General features: G+C 40.1%; 14 protein-coding genes and 1 pseudogene. 1 reads left to right on the plus strand and 14 read right to left on the minus strand.

Features of this window, described 5'->3' with window-relative positions; all coding sequences use genetic code 11:
* Positions 1-137 precede the first annotated feature (137 nt).
* The 3 genes from V8V91_RS06335 to V8V91_RS06345 form a co-directional block, all read right to left on the minus strand.
* Positions 138-2,561: an ABC transporter permease gene (locus tag V8V91_RS06335; RefSeq protein WP_373399344.1), complete on the minus strand. Its 2,424-nt coding sequence runs from the start codon at positions 2,559-2,561 to the stop codon at positions 138-140.
* Positions 2,562-2,883: 322 nt separating this feature from the next.
* Positions 2,884-3,891, minus strand: coding sequence for a cytochrome d ubiquinol oxidase subunit II (locus tag V8V91_RS06340; RefSeq protein WP_373399345.1), 1,008 nt, complete (start codon positions 3,889-3,891; stop codon positions 2,884-2,886).
* Positions 3,892-3,901: 10 nt separating this feature from the next.
* Positions 3,902-5,248 (minus strand): cytochrome ubiquinol oxidase subunit I, encoded by a 1,347-nt coding sequence (locus tag V8V91_RS06345; RefSeq protein ID WP_373399346.1) that lies wholly within the window; start codon positions 5,246-5,248, stop codon positions 3,902-3,904.
* A 273-nt stretch (positions 5,249-5,521) separates the two neighbouring features.
* On the opposite strand from V8V91_RS06345, the gene V8V91_RS06350 reads away from it, so the two are divergent.
* Positions 5,522-6,508 (plus strand): bestrophin family protein, encoded by a 987-nt coding sequence (locus V8V91_RS06350; RefSeq protein WP_373399347.1) that lies wholly within the window; start codon positions 5,522-5,524, stop codon positions 6,506-6,508.
* Positions 6,509-6,582: 74 nt separating this feature from the next.
* On the opposite strand, the gene V8V91_RS06355 is transcribed toward V8V91_RS06350, so the two are convergent.
* The 11 genes and pseudogenes from V8V91_RS06355 to V8V91_RS06405 all read right to left on the minus strand — a co-directional run bounded on the left by V8V91_RS06355 (position 6,583) and on the right by V8V91_RS06405 (position 16,291).
* Positions 6,583-7,278, minus strand: coding sequence for a head GIN domain-containing protein (locus V8V91_RS06355; RefSeq protein WP_373399348.1), 696 nt, complete (start codon positions 7,276-7,278; stop codon positions 6,583-6,585).
* Positions 7,279-7,729: 451 nt separating this feature from the next.
* On the minus strand, positions 7,730-8,293 hold the full coding sequence (locus V8V91_RS06360) for a hypothetical protein (RefSeq protein WP_373399349.1): 564 nt from the start codon (positions 8,291-8,293) through the stop codon (positions 7,730-7,732).
* A complete protein-coding gene (locus tag V8V91_RS06365; RefSeq protein WP_373399350.1) occupies positions 8,245-8,715 on the minus strand; it encodes an MlaD family protein in 471 nt (156 codons plus the stop codon). Before V8V91_RS06365 ends, V8V91_RS06360 begins: the two co-directional genes overlap by 49 nt.
* A 1-nt stretch (position 8,716) precedes the next feature.
* Positions 8,717-9,457 carry an ABC transporter ATP-binding protein gene (locus tag V8V91_RS06370; protein WP_373399351.1) on the minus strand — a complete coding sequence of 247 codons (741 nt, stop codon included), beginning with the start codon at positions 9,455-9,457 and terminating at the stop codon, positions 8,717-8,719.
* Between the two features lie 3 nt (positions 9,458-9,460).
* Positions 9,461-10,240 (minus strand): annotated as a pseudogene (locus tag V8V91_RS06375) (MlaE family ABC transporter permease); the annotation flags it as partial.
* Between the two features lie 233 nt (positions 10,241-10,473).
* Positions 10,474-11,448, minus strand: a complete 975-nt coding sequence (locus tag V8V91_RS06380) for an ABC transporter permease (protein WP_373399352.1) — start codon at positions 11,446-11,448, stop codon at positions 10,474-10,476.
* Entirely contained in the window at positions 11,448-12,899 is a 1,452-nt protein-coding gene (locus V8V91_RS06385) for an ABC transporter permease (RefSeq protein ID WP_373399353.1), read from the minus strand. Before V8V91_RS06385 ends, V8V91_RS06380 begins: the two co-directional genes overlap by 1 nt.
* A 72-nt stretch (positions 12,900-12,971) precedes the next feature.
* The gene (locus V8V91_RS06390) at positions 12,972-13,661 is read right to left on the minus strand and encodes a head GIN domain-containing protein (RefSeq protein ID WP_373399354.1); all 690 of its coding nucleotides are present in this window, start codon (positions 13,659-13,661) and stop codon (positions 12,972-12,974) included.
* A gap of 214 nt (positions 13,662-13,875) precedes the next feature.
* Positions 13,876-14,604 (minus strand): ABC transporter permease, encoded by a 729-nt coding sequence (locus tag V8V91_RS06395; protein WP_373399355.1) that lies wholly within the window; start codon positions 14,602-14,604, stop codon positions 13,876-13,878.
* A complete protein-coding gene (locus V8V91_RS06400; RefSeq protein ID WP_373399356.1) occupies positions 14,601-16,076 on the minus strand; it encodes an ABC transporter permease in 1,476 nt (491 codons plus the stop codon). Before V8V91_RS06400 ends, V8V91_RS06395 begins: the two co-directional genes overlap by 4 nt.
* Positions 16,067-16,291 carry an ABC transporter permease gene (locus V8V91_RS06405; protein ID WP_373399357.1) on the minus strand — a complete coding sequence of 75 codons (225 nt, stop codon included), beginning with the start codon at positions 16,289-16,291 and terminating at the stop codon, positions 16,067-16,069. Before V8V91_RS06405 ends, V8V91_RS06400 begins: the two co-directional genes overlap by 10 nt.
* Positions 16,292-16,389 lie beyond the last annotated feature (98 nt).

A 16,389-nucleotide genomic window follows, 5' to 3' on the forward strand; every position in this document is an offset into this window, starting at 1 on the left:
CCTGTTTCATCCCATTCTTTAATTCCAGTTTTGTGCCATAGAAAAAAGCCCAAAACAGCATTGTTTTGGGCTTTTTAAAGGGATTCTTGGTGAGCAAGCGAACAATTTCGTCCGCTCGTGGTCAAATCATAAAATCACTATTCGTCCGATAAGCTATCCACCGGATTCGCCAAGGCGGACCTGATCGCTTTGGATCCTACCGTTAAACCTGTAATCAACAGCGAACAAATCATGACCACCACAAAGAGTCCTGTGGAAAATGGAATTTTAAAGGCAAAATTTTCAAGCCATCGGTCCATCATCCAATAAGCAATTGGAACCGCTATAAAAAAGGCTAAAAGTACCATTAAGAAATACTCTCTGGTCAATAAGAATGTAATCTGGGAAACGGAAGCTCCCAACACTTTGCGAATACCGATCTCCTTTACTTTTTGGCTGATCATAAAAGAAACCAGTCCATAAAGGCCTATGCCGGAAATCAGGATGGAAATGGCAGCAAAAATCTTGAATAGTAAAGCTAATTTCTGCTCACTTTCATAGAATTCCTGAATGGATTCATCCAAGAAATACCCATGATAGATTTGCTCAGGATAAGTTTTTTCAAAGGACTGCTCCAAATCAGCAATGCTTGCCAAGGATGCGTTTTGGTCCAATTTCAACCCTACAACATGGTAAAAATCCTTCTTGGGTGCAATGACCAGCTGTCTGATTTCATCGCGCAGGGAGTTAACGGTAAAATCTTTGATCACTCCAGTAATGGTGGCCCATTCTCTCATAATGCCCAGCCTAAACTGCTTGCCGATCGCATCATTTGGATCTTCAATCAGTAAGCGCTTGGCCATGGTTTCATTAATCACTACCTCCCGGATGGTGTCGCTAGCCTGATAGGGACCTCCGGCTACAAATTCAATCCCATAGGTTTCAAAATACTTTTCATCCCCAAACTTTGCAAAAGCAGGAAAAGGAACGTCTTCTGACTTTCCGTCAAAATAAAAATTAAACAGGCTATTATTATCAGAAGCTGGAACATCCGAAGCCAAGCTTGCGGAGACTACGCTTGGATTGCTCAGTAATTCCTGCTTGAAATATTCAATTCTCCGTTCATCCTCTGAATCAAATGGCACTTCAATGTAATAGACATGATCCTTGGTGAAACCCAAGTCTGCATCCTGAACCATGTTCATTTGTTGAATGGCAATGATCGTGCTGATCATCAGGATCTGTGCGATGGTGAATTGGACTACTACCAAAGCTTTCCTAATCGATACTCCTCCCACTTGGCCTTGGTGGAATTTGCTTTTCAGCGCATGAATGGGCTTAAATTTAGAAATCACCAAGGCGGGGTAAAACCCAGAAAGTAAAGTCAAAGCTACTATCAAAATTCCGATGAATATCAGGACGACAGGTTGGAAGAAATCCATCTTCTCTGGAACATCGGCGATCAGGCTTAAAAAAGGAAGTAATAACGTAGCTCCCATCACACCAATCAAAGCTGCAATCAACACTGACAGAAAAGTTTCTCCAAATGATTGAAAAATTATCTGCGCTTTGGAACTCCCCATGACTTTTCGTACCCCAATTTCTTTCCCTTTACCAATGGCACGGGAAGTGGCCAAATTCACAAAATTAATGGAAGCCATAACTAGAATAAACAATCCGATGATCACCAAGGTGTTGACGGTAGACAACCGGGTCACACTCCCGCTGATGCTTCCATATTCCTGGTCAAAGTGAATGTCTTGGTAGGGCTGTAAGATCAAAGACTTTTCTGAATTCCCTCTCCCCTCAAAATTCTTCTTGGTAAAACCATCTAAAGCGGCTTGGGCACTCGCGACATCTGTATGCTCTGCCAGGCTCACATACAATTGATTATCGCTTCCCAAACTACCCCAGGACTCTAAATCATGGTCATAAATACCTGGATTGGATCTCACTGTCTGATAGGAAACCAGCATATCAAAAAACATATTGCTATTATCCGGAATATTTTCCACGATCCCTCCAACAGTTAATTTCAAGCCGCTGGAAAAATCTAGGGTTTTGTTTTCAGCCAATTCCCAATTGCCAAAAAACTTAGCTGCTGTTGTTTTGGTGAGGATTATTTTATTGGGTTCTGAAAGGCTTTGGATGTTTCCCGAGGCAAATTCCAAATCAAAAAGATCCGCAAAATCCGGTGTGGTGTAGAAGGTATAGTCGATTTCATATTTGTCTGGAATCCCAACTTCAGCTGCATCTTTATAGATATTCACCTGGGTGTTATAAGCAGATTTTACTGGCACTACTTCTCCAAAAGGCAAGTTGTCTGCAGCGATGGCATCTGGTACAGGGTTATTGACCCCGGGATTGTAATCGTACCCATCTGGGTATTTGTCCTTAGAAACGACGCGATAAATTTCATGGTAATGACTTTGAAACTTATCAAAACTCATTTCATATTGTACTACCATAAAAAGTAAAAGGGATGCAGTAATCCCTATGGCTAAACCAAGAATATTGATTACACCTGCCCATTTGCTACGGATCAGATTTCTCCAAGCAACTTTCAAATAATTTGTAAACATGTTGGCAATTGTTTTGGTATTTCTAAATCTCAAGACTGAAAATCCCAATTAGCTATTCCAGTTTAATGCCAAAGCGAAACAGCTTTAAAAACCCTAACAGCTATTTTTTTGAAATCCCTATTCAAAAGTAACGGACAATTTTGTTCGATAATGGGCGATTTTGGGAAGCAGAAGTAGTAAATAGGCACAGTAGGCAGTCGCAGTCTCAGTAGGAAATGGTCAAAGTTACCAGTACTTCAATTGTCTTTCCCACACATGGTTTTCCCTCCATTCGTATTTCGTATTTCGTACCTCTTATATCCTATTTCATAAATTCATTCTACTACATCACCTTCGATCTCTGAAAACTAAACAGAAGATAAAAAAGAGAGGGTAAAATAAATAAGCTTCCTATCATTAGTGCCCAAGCCAGGGTTTCAATCGGTTTTCCAACTGCTGCAGAATTAAAAACTGAAAGATTTTCTCCGGATTGGGTAATGATGATATCCGGAAAATAATGGTATCCAAAAGCAATCAATATCGCACTGACTATAAAACCACTAAGGGCTCTGCTTAATTTTCTGTTTCCCTTTTCAACCTGAAACCAAAGAAATACCAATGCAAGGGTAGCAAGCAGGAGTATTGAAAGTGTCAAGGGTTCTTGTACCAAGAGGCTGACCAATGCAATTCCTTCTACTTCAGCTGCCAAAAAGACCAATCCCCCTGCCAAGACAATGGCCACCATAAACATCCGTGATCTCTTCAAGAGAAATGGTTTCAAGTTCATTTCTTCTGTTTCACCTACTAGGTAAACAGCTGCCAAGAACCCACAAATTGCCACTGTAAAAACACCAATAGAAAGGCTAAAGAAATTGAACCAGGGCTGGACAAAGGAATCGTAAAAATTCACTGCAACTGGGTTGATGTTTCCGCTGACGGTTGCTCCAAATATTAAACCCAAAAACAAGGGAGTGACAAAGCTGGAATAGGTGAAAATCAAATTGTAAATCTGCTGCATATCATCCTTCACCGCATCGTAATGCCTAAAGACGAATGCAGTTCCCCTTCCAATGATTCCAATCAGCATGAGCACCAAAGGAATATGTAAGTGCACGGAAAGCATGGTATATATAGCTGGAAACCCCACAAAAAGGATCACAATCGTAATAATCAACCACATGTGATTGGCCTCCCAAATCGGTCCGATAGTTTGATAGGTAATTCCTCTAACCTGATCCCGAATCTTTGCAGGAGATGTCATTTCCACGATCCCAGCACCAAAATCAGCTCCTCCCATCAGAATATATAATAAGATGGACAACCCCAGAAAAACAATTACCACGTAAAGCATGATTTCGAATTTAAGAGTTAGAAATGACTGACTTGGAACTCATTTCACCTGAATTCTTCAGGGAGGTAGGCACAGCTTTGATCTGTCGGATCAGCAAGAAGGTAACCACGAGAGCGAGGGAAACATAAATCGCTGTGAACAAATAAAAGGAATATGCAATCCCGGGGATAGGGCTAACGGCATCTTCGGTCCTCAGAATTTCATAAATAATCCAAGGCTGTCTTCCTACTTCCGTCACGGTCCAGCCAGCTTCTACTGCGATAAATCCAAGCGGGGTAGCCAAAGCAAACAACCTGAGGAACCAATCCTTCCTCATCCATTCCTTCTTTTTCCAATTGGAAAAGAAAAATAACAGCCCCAAACCCATCAACACCATGCCCAAGCCCACCATAATTTGAAAAGCAAAGTGTGTCACCAGCACGGGAGGGTGATTTTCCTCTGGAAATTGATCCAGACCTATTACCTCTGATTCAAAATCTCCATGAGCCAAAAAGCTCAAAGCGCCTGGAATTTTCAAAGCATAATTTACTTCCTTAGCTTCCTCATCAGGAATCCCACCAATAATCAAAGAAGCCCCTTTTTCAGTTTCAAAATGAGCTTCCATTGCCGCCAATTTTGCGGGTTGTCTGACCGCTATATCCTTGGCCGAAATATCTCCGGAAATAGGCTGGAGCAAGGCAGCAATCCCTCCAAAAACCAAAGCAATGCGGAAGGCTTTTCGATGGAATTCAATATTTTTCTCTCTCAACATCATGTAGGCATGAATACCTGCTACTGCAAACCCAGTTGCTGTAAACGCAGCCAAGGTCATATGTAAGGACTGAGAAAACCAAGCATCATTAAACAAGGCCTGTATGGGATCAATATTCAAATATTCACCATTGACAAAATCAAAGCCTGTAGGGCTATTCATCCAACCATTGGCAGCCACCACCAGTATGCCTGAGGCCAGACCACTAATTCCTACCACCACACCGGTAAACCAATGAAACCATGGTTTGAATTTACCCCAACCGTAGAGAAAGAATCCCAATGCGATGGCTTCAATAAAAAATGCCGTTCCCTCCAAAGAAAACGGCATTCCAAAGATCGGTCCGGCATGCAACATAAACTTTGGCCAAAGCAACCCCAGTTCAAAGGAAAGCATGGTTCCTGATACTGCACCAGTCACAAAAAATATGGCTACTCCTTTGCTCCAAGCCTTGGTTAAATCTTTGTACAAAGGGTTTCCAGTCTTCAGACATTGATAATGAGATGTGGCCATAAAAAAGGGCATCACCATACCAATACAGGCAAAAATAATGTGAAACCCGAGCGAAAGCGCCATTTGGGAGCGTGCTGCGAAAAGGTCCTCCATGTAACTTCTATGTTTAATGACCAGCTTTACCAGCTAATCAATCACGTGATACTTCTTACCAAACTGACACACAAATTGAGGGATTAGTTCACCTTTTTCAAACTATTTTTTCAAGAGCTCTTTGAGTCGTATCAAATTTAAACTAAAAGCTAAATCATCTACGAAAAATGCACCATTTAAAAGTCATTTAGGCGTTTTTTATCAACATGCCAATCAATTAGTTAAGTGATTTTTTAACAAAAATCAGTAGCTTAATAACAAAAAACCAGTTTTATGTACGTCAAACGGTATTATAGTTTTTGGATGACAGTTCGCTGGTCCAAGTTTTCTTTGATTTATGGCATACTCTATTCCTTTATCATCATTGTCCTATATGAAATTACTTCCATTCCATTTTCACTCCCTTGGGAACCCATCTCAGTAATCGGTGTCGCTGTTGCTTTCTTTTTAGGATTTAAAAACAACAGTTCTTATGACCGAACTTGGGAAGCAAGAAAAATTTGGGGAGCCATTGTGAACGAAAGCAGAACCTTCGCCACGGCAATCCTAAGTTTACCAAATCCCGATATGCCTTTGAAGGAAAAGAAAAAGTTCATCTATCGACATTTGGCATGGCTGTTGGCTTTGAAGCATGTAATGCGTCAGGAAAAAACATGGGAACACAACCTTCCTGTCAACAAATTGAATTTCATTCCTGGATTTATCAAGGAATATTACGACGGTATTTTTTCTGAAATAGATAGGTACCTTTCTGAAGAAGAATTGAATCAACTCAAAAGCCATTCAAACATTCCCTCACATATCTTAAAGAACCAAAGTAATGAGATTTCAAAATTAAAAGAACAAGGGTTTTTAAGTGATTACAAGCAAGTCAGGCTCCACGAACTAATCGGAAATCTATACACCCATCAGGGGATGTCAGAACGCATCAAAAACTTTCCGTTCCCTAGGCAATATGCCTCCACGGGGCTTTGGATCACCTATATTTTTTGTGCATTGATACCTTTTGGCTTATTGGATATTTTTGAACAATCCAGGGCACTTCACTATTGGCTGACCATTCCTTTTTCTGCCATTATAATTTGGATTTTCTTCTTGGTGGACAGGATTGGTGATTATTCTGAAAACCCCTTCGAAGGAGGTTACAATGATGTGCCAATTTCTTCAGTGGCCAGGGCCATTGAAATTGATCTTTTGGAAATGATCGGAGATGATAATATCCCTACACCTTATGAAACTGAAAATGGTTTCTTGATGTAATGGAAAACCAGTCATGGATAAAACAAAAAAACCACCAAAAAATTGGTGGTTTTTAAATTGGTATATAATTGAGTTTAACGTTTTCTAATGCTGCTGGAACCGGACACTTTGATGTCTCCCATACGAGGAGAGCCTGAGTATACAATATCTCCTGAACCAGAAGAACGAACTGATATTTCACCCAAATCACCGACATAGGTGTCTCCAGATCCTGATTTTTTTACTTCCAATTCTTCGAAAGTCACCTCTTCCGCTTCAAAATCACCGGAACCGGACTGACTGATTACAGCTCCTCCTATTGCCCCTCGATCAATTTGGATTTTTGCAGATCCAGAGATGGATGCATCGAGTTCATCCGCTCTCAAAGATTGCATGATGATGTCCCCAGAACCAGAAAGAGCCAACTTAAAATCTTCGGCTACCACATCAGATTTTACATGGATCTCTCCTGATCCAGAACATCTTAAACCCTCAAGGCTTTTATAGGTCACATAAAATTTCAATTTCACTCGGTTATAGCTTCCCTTTACTAAGCCCAGCTTCAGTTCATTCCCTTCTATTTCAGTTCTAACCTTACTTAGGTCTACACCACTGGCTTCAATCCGAACTTCCTCCTTATTCCCTTCCTCCAAAATCACTTCCCAACTACCTCCGGAATGCACTTCTGTAAAATGACCAAGAGATCTGGTTTCTGTCTGCTGGGCTTGTGCACAAGAAACTAGGATAAAAGCTGAAATGGCAAGGGCCAACAATTTTGAATAGATTTTCATTGTTATGATAGTTTTGTTGATTTGATTTATTCAATGGAGTTTCTAAAAAAAACATGGATAGCATCACGTGCTATGGATAAGATGCAGTAAGTGCTTTGAAGGTTGCATGCTGCTATCAGGATTACTAGTAAATTTTTTCATGCTATTATGCTGGTTGGAAGAAATCATATAAAGACATCCGCCTAAGCACTTTTACTAAAGAATATAATCCAATGGGAAAGCTAGTATATGAACATTCTTCTACCTGCCATTTTATACCATTCCCATTCACCAGTATTGTGCCATAAAAAAACCTGCTCTTTTGTCTATAAAACTCGGTTTTGAGAGCGAATGGACTTAATATTCGGACACAGTTGACCAAATTCGAACAATCAAAAAATTTCTTCCCCTGAATGTTTTACTAAATTCTAAAACTAGCAGTCAAGTAAAAAAGTAAAGGATGAGATCGTACCTAATTCTCGTTTTTCTCTTCCTTCTTTCTGGCTTTTTCTTGCTTCTTATAATAACCCCTGAAAAGAAAATTAGACTTCATCGCCTCCATATTCTCATTTAATTTGTAGGTACTGGATTCAAGATTTTGAAGGGTTTGATCCACTTGTTGTCGAAACAAGGAATCCTGTAAAATCAACCCGGCTGTTCCTTTGCCTTCCTGGATATTATGGAGTAATAAATTGACGTTCTTCATCATTTCCTCCGCTTCTTTACTAGTATTTTGAAGCTGGATCAAGGTTTCTTCGAAATTAGAACTCATACTACTATCGGTAAATAACTGATTGACCAGGCCATCTCCTTTTTCAAAAGAGGTGATCATATTCCTACCCGATTCAGTGATTTCGACCGCATTCGAACCGGCATCTCTAAATTTCCGAATCGCAATATTCAAGTCATTCACTAATTCAGGTTCTGACAACAAGTCCCAAAGTGCTTCGCTTTGATTCAATTTTTCTGTGATCACAGAAAGATTACTTAAGGTGTTTTCCAAATAATTCCCGGTAGAATTAAGTGTTTGAAGCATTTCATCGGTATCAATCTGAGGCAATGAATACAATATATCTCCAGGTTCCAAAAGGGGGCATCTGCCTCCATTTGATTAATATGCAGTATTTTATTGCCCATTAATCCATCGGTATTGATCGTAGTCTTCGAATTATTCTTGATATAGGGCTGCATGGATTTATGAATCAGGAGTTCCACATGAATGATAGAATCATTTTTCATATCAATCCCACTCACCGTTCCAATATCCATTCCTTTGAATCGCACATTATTCCCAGGAAGAAGGCCATTGACATCCTGCATTTCTGCGATCACTTTGATAGAGGAACCAAATATATTCTGATTTTTCCCAATTAAATACAGGGAAAAAACCAGAAATATCAGGCTGGCCAATACTAGAACTCCCAGTTTTGCATTTTCTATTTTTCGTTCTTTTTTCATCCTATCGAAAGAATTCACTGACTTTTGGGTCAGTGCTTTTCATTAAATTATCATACGTATCCGTCTCATAATTCCTTCCATCTATCAAAGCAATTACCCGATTAGAAGTCATTTTTATACAGTTCATGTCATGAGAAATGATCACTGATGAAGCTTTGTATTTTTCTTGAATAGAAATCATAAGCTCACTGATTTCTCTACCTGTAATGGGGTCTAAGCCTGTAGTAGGCTCATCATACAAAATCACTTGAGGTTTCAAAATCAGCGTTCTTGCCAAAGCGATTCGCTTTCTCATTCCCCCAGACAATTCTGCAGGCATCATATTGACCGTGTGGGAAAGCCCGACATCTTCCAGAGCCTCCATCACTGCTTCTTCAGCCTTGTTTTCACGTTCTTCTAAAGTCCAGTGCCTCCTCAAAGGGAACTCCAGGTTTTCCCGAACCGTCATGGAATCATACAATGCATTACTTTGAAAAAGAAAACCCACATCTTTTCGGAGTAAATCCATTTCATCCTCATCCAATTCACTGATATTCTGATCCAACACCTTGATCTCACCAAAGTCCGGCTCCAAGAGTTTGATGATGCATTTGATCAAAACGGACTTCCCAGACCCTGACTTTCCAAGAATAACCAAGTTTTCCCCTCGGCCTAATTCCATAGAGAAGTCCTTGAGCACTTGATTGCTACCAAATGACTTATTGAGCTTTGAAACTTTAATAATATGATCCTTCTGTTCCATCCCTCAAGTCAGTCCTAATAGATCAGTAATCTGTACAGCAATCAAATCCAAAATAAAAACCAGTAAAGACGCGACGATCACCGCGGTGGTAGCCGACCTTCCTACTCCCTCTGTGCCTTTTTGAGAATTATAGCCTTTATAGCATCCGACAATCCCTATCGCAAAACCAAAGAAAAATGTCTTGATCAATGAAGGGATAAAATCCCCAAAAGTAAGTGCATCAAAAGCTTGAAACCAGTAAAGGGACCAACTTACAGAACCTTTCAAATTCACCCCTAAATACCCTCCATATAGGGAAATAGCAATAGCCAAAATGGATAGAATGGGAACCATTAATGTAGAGGCCATCACCCTGGTGACCACCAAATATTTAAAAGGATTGGTTCCAGATACTTCCATTGCATCAATTTGTTCTGTCACGCGCATAGATCCCAGCTCTGCACCAATTCCAGAACCTATTTTACCGGCACATATTAATGCCGTGATAACAGGTGAAATTTCACGAACCAAGGATACCGAAACCATTGATGGCAAGAGGGAGGCCGCTCCAAACTCAACCAAAGTAGGTCTAGACTGGATAGTCAATACCAGCCCCATGATAAAAGCAGTGATGCTTACCAAAGTGAAGGTCTTATAGCCAATCCAGAAACATTGATTGATAAATTCCTCATATTCCTGCTTTGGTTTAACGATCTGTTTGAAAAACCTTCCGGTAAACCTAGCTATTTCTCCTACTTCTTTGAAAAAAGGTGTATTGATTACATCCAAAACCCAAGTCGTTAATTTTAAACTATAATTTCAGAAAAGTATTTATTAAAAATGAAGAGATATGCTACCTAAATTACTGATTTAAATCAGCTTTAACCTTAGAAAAAGAATATTCATTCAGGAATTTAACCAATCCTCATTCAAAAAATTTGAGAAGTTTCCCTTATTGGATTTCTGATGTATCGAATAAAAAAACGGCTCACCTGAATTTACAGATGAGCCGATATCATGTTAGAAGCCGGGGCTTTCTATTCGTTTTTGATGCTTTTCACTGGATTCGCTAAAGCAGCCTTCAGGGATTGCATCATCACGGTTCCTGCTGCAATCAGTCCTGCAATCAATCCTGCCCAAAGAAAGACGGTCCAGCTAATGCCAATCTTATAAGCAAAATCTTCCAACCAGCTATCCATTCCAAACCAAGAAATTGGAACTGCTATCAAGAATCCAATCAATACCAATTTCATAAAATCTTTGCCAAGTAATATCAGAATATTGCTGGTTTCAGCTCCCATCACTTTTCTAATTCCTATTTCCCGGGTTCTCTGTTCCGTGGCAAAGGTGGTTAATCCAAGCAATCCCAATACGGAAATCAAAACAGCTAAAGCAGAGAAAAAGGTGAAGATTGTTTTTACTCGTTGCTCGGCTTCATACTGCCTGTTAAAACCTTCGTCCACAAAACGTGGCTCAAAAGGGAATCCAGGGTTCAAATCAGCCCATTCAGATTTGAGGTAAGCCAAAGTTTCCTCTCTTCTGGAAGCATCTATTTTAATACTCACCTGATTGGAACGATCCTGAGTAATCATAAATACAATCGGCACAATCGGCTGGTGCAAGGATTCGAAATGGAAGTTTTTCATCACTCCAGTAACAAAGCCATTTCTTCCTCCATAATTAAATTTCTTTCCAATTGCCTCCTCCGGAGTTGCCCATCCAATATCGCGAATAGCTACCTCATTGAGGATAAAGGCTTCGGTAGAATCACTCGCCATTTGAAAATCAAAATCTCTTCCCGCCACTATTGGAATTCCATAGGTTTTAATAAACTCGTGGCCCACATGGATATCCGCGATTCTTACATCCAACTGGGACATTTCACCATTCACTTCAGCACTACCTCCTTGTGAATCCAAAAGCCTTCCCGATGGCACTCTACTAGAAATGGTTACGGCAGAAATTCCTGGATTATTAACCAATCGATCTTTAATAATCTGGTAGTTTTCCACTATTCTAGGGTTTGCAGGCAAAACCACAATATCATCTTTTTGAAGCCCAGATCTTTGGACTGCATAAAATCCAATTGCCGCACTACGACAATGACGGCTACAATCAATATTACTGATATTGCAAATTGACCCACTACCAAAACGGATCTGAAATTCTCATGTCCCTTTCCTGCTTTAAAAGTCCCTTTCAGCACTTTGGAGGGAGAAAATCCGGATAGAAACAAAGCGGGGTAACTTCCTGCCAATAACCCCACTCCAATAGCCAAGCCCACTAAAACCAGAAAATATTCAGGATGTTCAATGAAATTAAGGCTCAGTTGTTTTTGTGTGAAATCTGAAAAAAGAGGAAGGAATATATAGACCAAAATGACTGCGATGATCAAGGAAATAAAGGTCATCACAAAGGATTCCCCCATAAACTGGTTGACTAACCTACTTCGATCTGCTCCCATCACTTTTCTCAATCCTACTTCCATGGATCTCAATGAGGATCTGGCAGTAGATAGGTTCATAAAGTTGATACAAGCAATCAGTAGGATGAACAATGCTACTGCAAAGTACACATACACGTAATCGATATTACCATTGGCTTCTATCTCGGAATCCAGATTGGAATACAGATGGATATCCTCAATGGGCCACAAATGCAATTCCGTCACTTTGGACATGGGTACTCCCGCTTGTGCTTCTCCCATGTTCCGATCAATCAAAGCTGGTAATTGGGCTTCCAAAGCTTTGTAATCATACCCCTCTTTCAACAAGACATAGGTGGAGAAATTATTCCCCCCAAAATTTTGCATAAATGCCTCCAAGCCTCCATAAAATTGGATTACGGGGTTCATAGTGGCAATGAAGTCCGGATGCATATGGGTATTATCCGGGATATTTTCAAAAACTCCCCTGACCTGAAATGTCAAGGTCATCCCCTGGATTTCACCAATTAATTCCTGACCAATAGCTTGAGAATTTCCAAAATACTTTTTGGCCATATCCTCTGAAATCAACACCCCATCTCCTGACTCCAATCCTGCTTTAGGGTCACCATCGATCATGTTCCAGGAGAACACATCAAATACTGCGGGATCAGCAAAGAAAAACTCATCTTCCATAAAGGAATTCTCTCCAGACCGAATCAGCAATCCATTATTAGTCAGTCGAACTACTTCCTCCACCTGATCCCCAAAATCAGACTTGATCAATGGACCAAATGGAGCAGCCACATGTCCTAAGTGTAAACTCACCTCTCCATCTGCATTGTACCAATTTCTGGATACCCTAAAAATCCGATCTGAGTTGCTATGATAAGTATCGTAGCTCAATTCATGCTGGACGAACAAAAAAATCAGAATACTGACCGCCATCCCGATAGAAAGCCCCAAGATATTGATAAAGACATACAAGGGGTTTTTCTTTGCGTTTCTGAAAACAATCTTGAAGTAGTTCTTGAACATGGTCGAGTGGGTTATTTTGAAAAAAGTTTGACTTGAACTGATTAGCTTCAAGTCAAACTCTATGGGATTTTTTTATTTTCTAATGATTCTGGCTGATCCAGAACTTCCTATGGATTGGCTGGTCGGATTTCCTTTGATATATACATTACCAGAGCCGGAAGCGCCTACTTTTAAATCTCCTGTGACTCCTATGGAAGTAGCTCCAGAGCCAGACTTTCCAATTTTCACATCTCCAGCCATCAAATCCAAGGCATCAAAGGAACCGGAACCGGATTGGCCAATATTGGCATTTTCACAGGAGCCTCCCTCAATAATTACTTTTCCGGACCCACTCATACCTACAAACAGGGATCTTGCTTCAAGTTGTTGCATCTTAATATCACCTGAACCAGAAGTTCCTATTGCAAATGACCTAGAGGAAATATCAGATTCAATTTCCATATGACCTGATCCACTTAATCCAACTGATTCCAATTCACGGACTGTTACATATGCAGTAAAGTTCACATTGTTATGTCTGCCTTTTTCCAATTTGATTTCTAACGAACCATCTTCTACTTCTGTGATGACTTGGTTTAGATCAAAGCCTTTAGAAACCAATTTCACCTCGTCTTTATCTCCGATTGTGATATATACATCCCAAGACCCGGAAGAAGTCACTTTTGTAAAGTCACCTGGCGTTCTAGTTTCTGTTTGTGCCTGGGCAGTTGCACCCATAAAAAAAAGCATAAACACGAAGGCAGATATAGTTGAAAGTTTCATAGCGTTTTTAGTTTAGTTGGTTATCATCACTAATTCAGAGACTGTGCCAAGCGACAAAAAGCCCTTTTAAAGCCCTGAAAGGGTCAACTGAAGAATAAACTTGTCCGAACAACCTTGATTTTGACCGCAAGCGAACAAAAGAAACATAAGGTATCGAAGGTAGATAGGAAAGGATTTGGAATTAAGTTTGAATAATCCCAAATCCTGAATTCTCCTACTCACTTTTTAAATAGTCTACCGGATTTGAAGCGGCAGTCTTAAAACTTTGATAACTCACTGTAAGCCATGCTATAAGAATGGACAGCATTCCCGCACCAAAAATCAGGACCCAACCTATGGAGGTTCTAAAAGCGAAATTTTGAAGCCAATACTGATCCATCACATAGTAAGCCAAGGGCCCTGCAATGACAAAAGCAATCAAAACTAGAACGGTAAAATCCTTACTCAGCAAAGTGACCAAATGAGGCATTGTTGCTCCCATGGCCTTGCGGATACTAATTTCCTTTGATCGCTGCTCGGTGGTATAAGCTGCCAACCCGAAAAGCCCCAAGCAGGCAATACTGATCGCCAGGACTGTAAATACCAAAATGATATTACCCATATTCTTTTCTGATCGGTAAAGGGAATCAAAATTTGAATCCACGAAAGAGTATTCAAAAGCAGCTCCATTAGCATATTTTGACCAAAGCTCTTCAATTAAATTAATCCGATCAGTAATATCACCAGGATTTAGTCTGATAGCCATTTCCTGATAATAATCAGGCGCAATCCCCATAATCAATGGTTCTATTTTTAGCTTGAGATTATCGTAATTAAAATCCTTAATCACGCCGATTACTTCCCTTACTTCGTTGGTATCTGCATCAAAATACCCGGAGATTTTTTGCGTTCCGTCCAACTCTGTCCAACCTATTTGTTTAAATGCACTTTCATTAACTATCAAGGCAGAGCTGTCAGTTGGAAAATCTTCAGAAAAAACCTTCCTCTCACCATCTCATACCCCATGGCATCAAGGTGGTCCTGATCCACCCAATTCATCGTAAAGAGATAATCTTGCTCGGTATCGACCGCTCGGTACACAGAGGTCCAATCAATTTTCGGAGGCAAATTATTAGCGAAAGAGGCTGCAACAAAGCCAGTATTCGACAAAAGTTCCTGCTTGAAAGCTTCAGCATTATTTCCCAAAGCCCGGGTATGAAGCAAGTTGATCACATTTTCTTTGTCAAAACCTAAATTGACTTCCTGCATATAGGTCAGCTGCTTATACACCACCAAACTACTGATGATTAGGCAAATGGAAACAATGAACTGAAAAATAACTAAGCCATTTCTAAAGCCAGATCGTTTGGCTCCTTTTCTTACTTTTCCCTTGAGCACTTCCGAAGGAGAAAAGGATGTCAAATAAAAGGCAGGATAAGAACCCGCCACGAGTCCCACGAAAAAAAGAAAGGCAAAAAAACCTATGAGTAAAATTGGATCGAGAAAAACCATCCAACTCAAATTTTTACCTGAAAGGGCATTAAATGGTTGCAATGCTACCAAAATAAAAATCAAAGCCACAAAACCAGAAATAAAACTGTAAATCATGGATTCAGAAAGAAACTGGCCAACTAGTGAAGTTCGACCTGCGCCGATGGATTTCCTTACTCCTACCTCTTTCGCACGATTAGCTGATTTGGCCGTGGCAAGATTCATGAAATTGATGCAGGCTATCAGAATGATAAAAATGGAGATAGCCCCAAATATGTATAGGTATTGGATATTGCCCGGTGTAGTCGGCTCTTCAGATAGCTCAGAATATAAATGGATCTCCTCTACAGGCATAAACCCATACCCAACATTATTTCCTTGGGCCCTTAGCTCATCCATGGAAAAACCAAGATACTGCTCAATTTCAGGTCCAAAATATTTTTCAATAAATCCATCAAGAGAGGTCTGTACATTACTCAAATCTACCTCAGGATAGGTCCTGAAATAAGTATAAAGATTGTTACTAGACCAATTCTCATTTTTCATATATTCCCAGCTTTCTCCAGAAATGATCATATCATACGTGAGATGGGAATTTGATGGAGGATTACTGATCACTCCTGTAATTTCAGAAGCAGTTTTGTCTGAACCACGTAAAAGCACCTTCCCTATTGGGTCTTCATCTCCAAAGTATTTTCTCGCATTATCTTGGGTAATTACAATTTTATTTGGACCATCCAAAACTGTGGCTGGATCTCCCTGTAGCAGCTCAAATCCAAAAAAATCGAAGAAGTTTTTATCAACCACCAGAATATTTCCCTCTGTGAAAGTGAGTTCTTCATATTGGATTGGAACTGACTCCCATTGCCCTACCCTAAGGGTGCTTTCAACTTCAGGAATTTCTTCGGCCATAGCAGGCCCAATAGGTGCCCCTGTCATGGCCATGTTAAATTCATTACCGTTAAGCTTTCCGAAAAATCAACTCGGTAAAGATTTTCACTTTGTGGATGAAACTGATCATAACTCAATTCATCCGCTACAAATACAACGATCAGTACACTGGCTGCTATCCCAAGACTAAGGCCCAGGATATTGATAGAGGCATACACTTTGTTTTTCTGCAGCGTGCGAAAGACAATTTTCAAATAATTCTTCAGCATGGTGGGTTGGTTTAGTAGTCAAAACAGGAAATAAAAAACTTCCTACTTTACAAGATGACACTAAAGCCAAAAAGGTTGCATCTGAAGGACTTTATTAT

This window comes from Algoriphagus halophilus (assembly GCF_041729275.1).
Taxonomy (GTDB): domain Bacteria; phylum Bacteroidota; class Bacteroidia; order Cytophagales; family Cyclobacteriaceae; genus Algoriphagus; species Algoriphagus halophilus_A.

Excerpts from the sequence above, each read along its gene's own strand:
- V8V91_RS06335 (WP_373399344.1), bottom strand. The coding sequence starts at position 2,561 with ATGTTTACAAATTATTTGAAAGTTGCTTGGAGAAATCTGATCCGTAGC.
- V8V91_RS06340 (WP_373399345.1), bottom strand. The coding sequence starts at position 3,891 with ATGCTTTACGTGGTAATTGTTTTTCTGGGGTTGTCCATCTTATTATAT.
- V8V91_RS06345 (WP_373399346.1), bottom strand. The coding sequence starts at position 5,248 with ATGGAGGACCTTTTCGCAGCACGCTCCCAAATGGCGCTTTCGCTCGGG.
- V8V91_RS06350 (WP_373399347.1), top strand. The coding sequence starts at position 5,522 with ATGTACGTCAAACGGTATTATAGTTTTTGGATGACAGTTCGCTGGTCC.
- V8V91_RS06355 (WP_373399348.1), bottom strand. The coding sequence starts at position 7,278 with ATGAAAATCTATTCAAAATTGTTGGCCCTTGCCATTTCAGCTTTTATC.
- V8V91_RS06360 (WP_373399349.1), bottom strand. The coding sequence starts at position 8,293 with ATGCTTCAAACACTTAATTCTACCGGGAATTATTTGGAAAACACCTTA.
- V8V91_RS06365 (WP_373399350.1), bottom strand. The coding sequence starts at position 8,715 with ATGAAAAAAGAACGAAAAATAGAAAATGCAAAACTGGGAGTTCTAGTA.
- V8V91_RS06370 (WP_373399351.1), bottom strand. The coding sequence starts at position 9,457 with ATGGAACAGAAGGATCATATTATTAAAGTTTCAAAGCTCAATAAGTCA.
- V8V91_RS06385 (WP_373399353.1), bottom strand. The coding sequence starts at position 12,899 with ATGTTCAAGAACTACTTCAAGATTGTTTTCAGAAACGCAAAGAAAAAC.
- V8V91_RS06390 (WP_373399354.1), bottom strand. The coding sequence starts at position 13,661 with ATGAAACTTTCAACTATATCTGCCTTCGTGTTTATGCTTTTTTTTATG.
- V8V91_RS06400 (WP_373399356.1), bottom strand. The coding sequence starts at position 16,076 with ATGGCCATGACAGGGGCACCTATTGGGCCTGCTATGGCCGAAGAAATT.
- V8V91_RS06405 (WP_373399357.1), bottom strand. The coding sequence starts at position 16,291 with ATGCTGAAGAATTATTTGAAAATTGTCTTTCGCACGCTGCAGAAAAAC.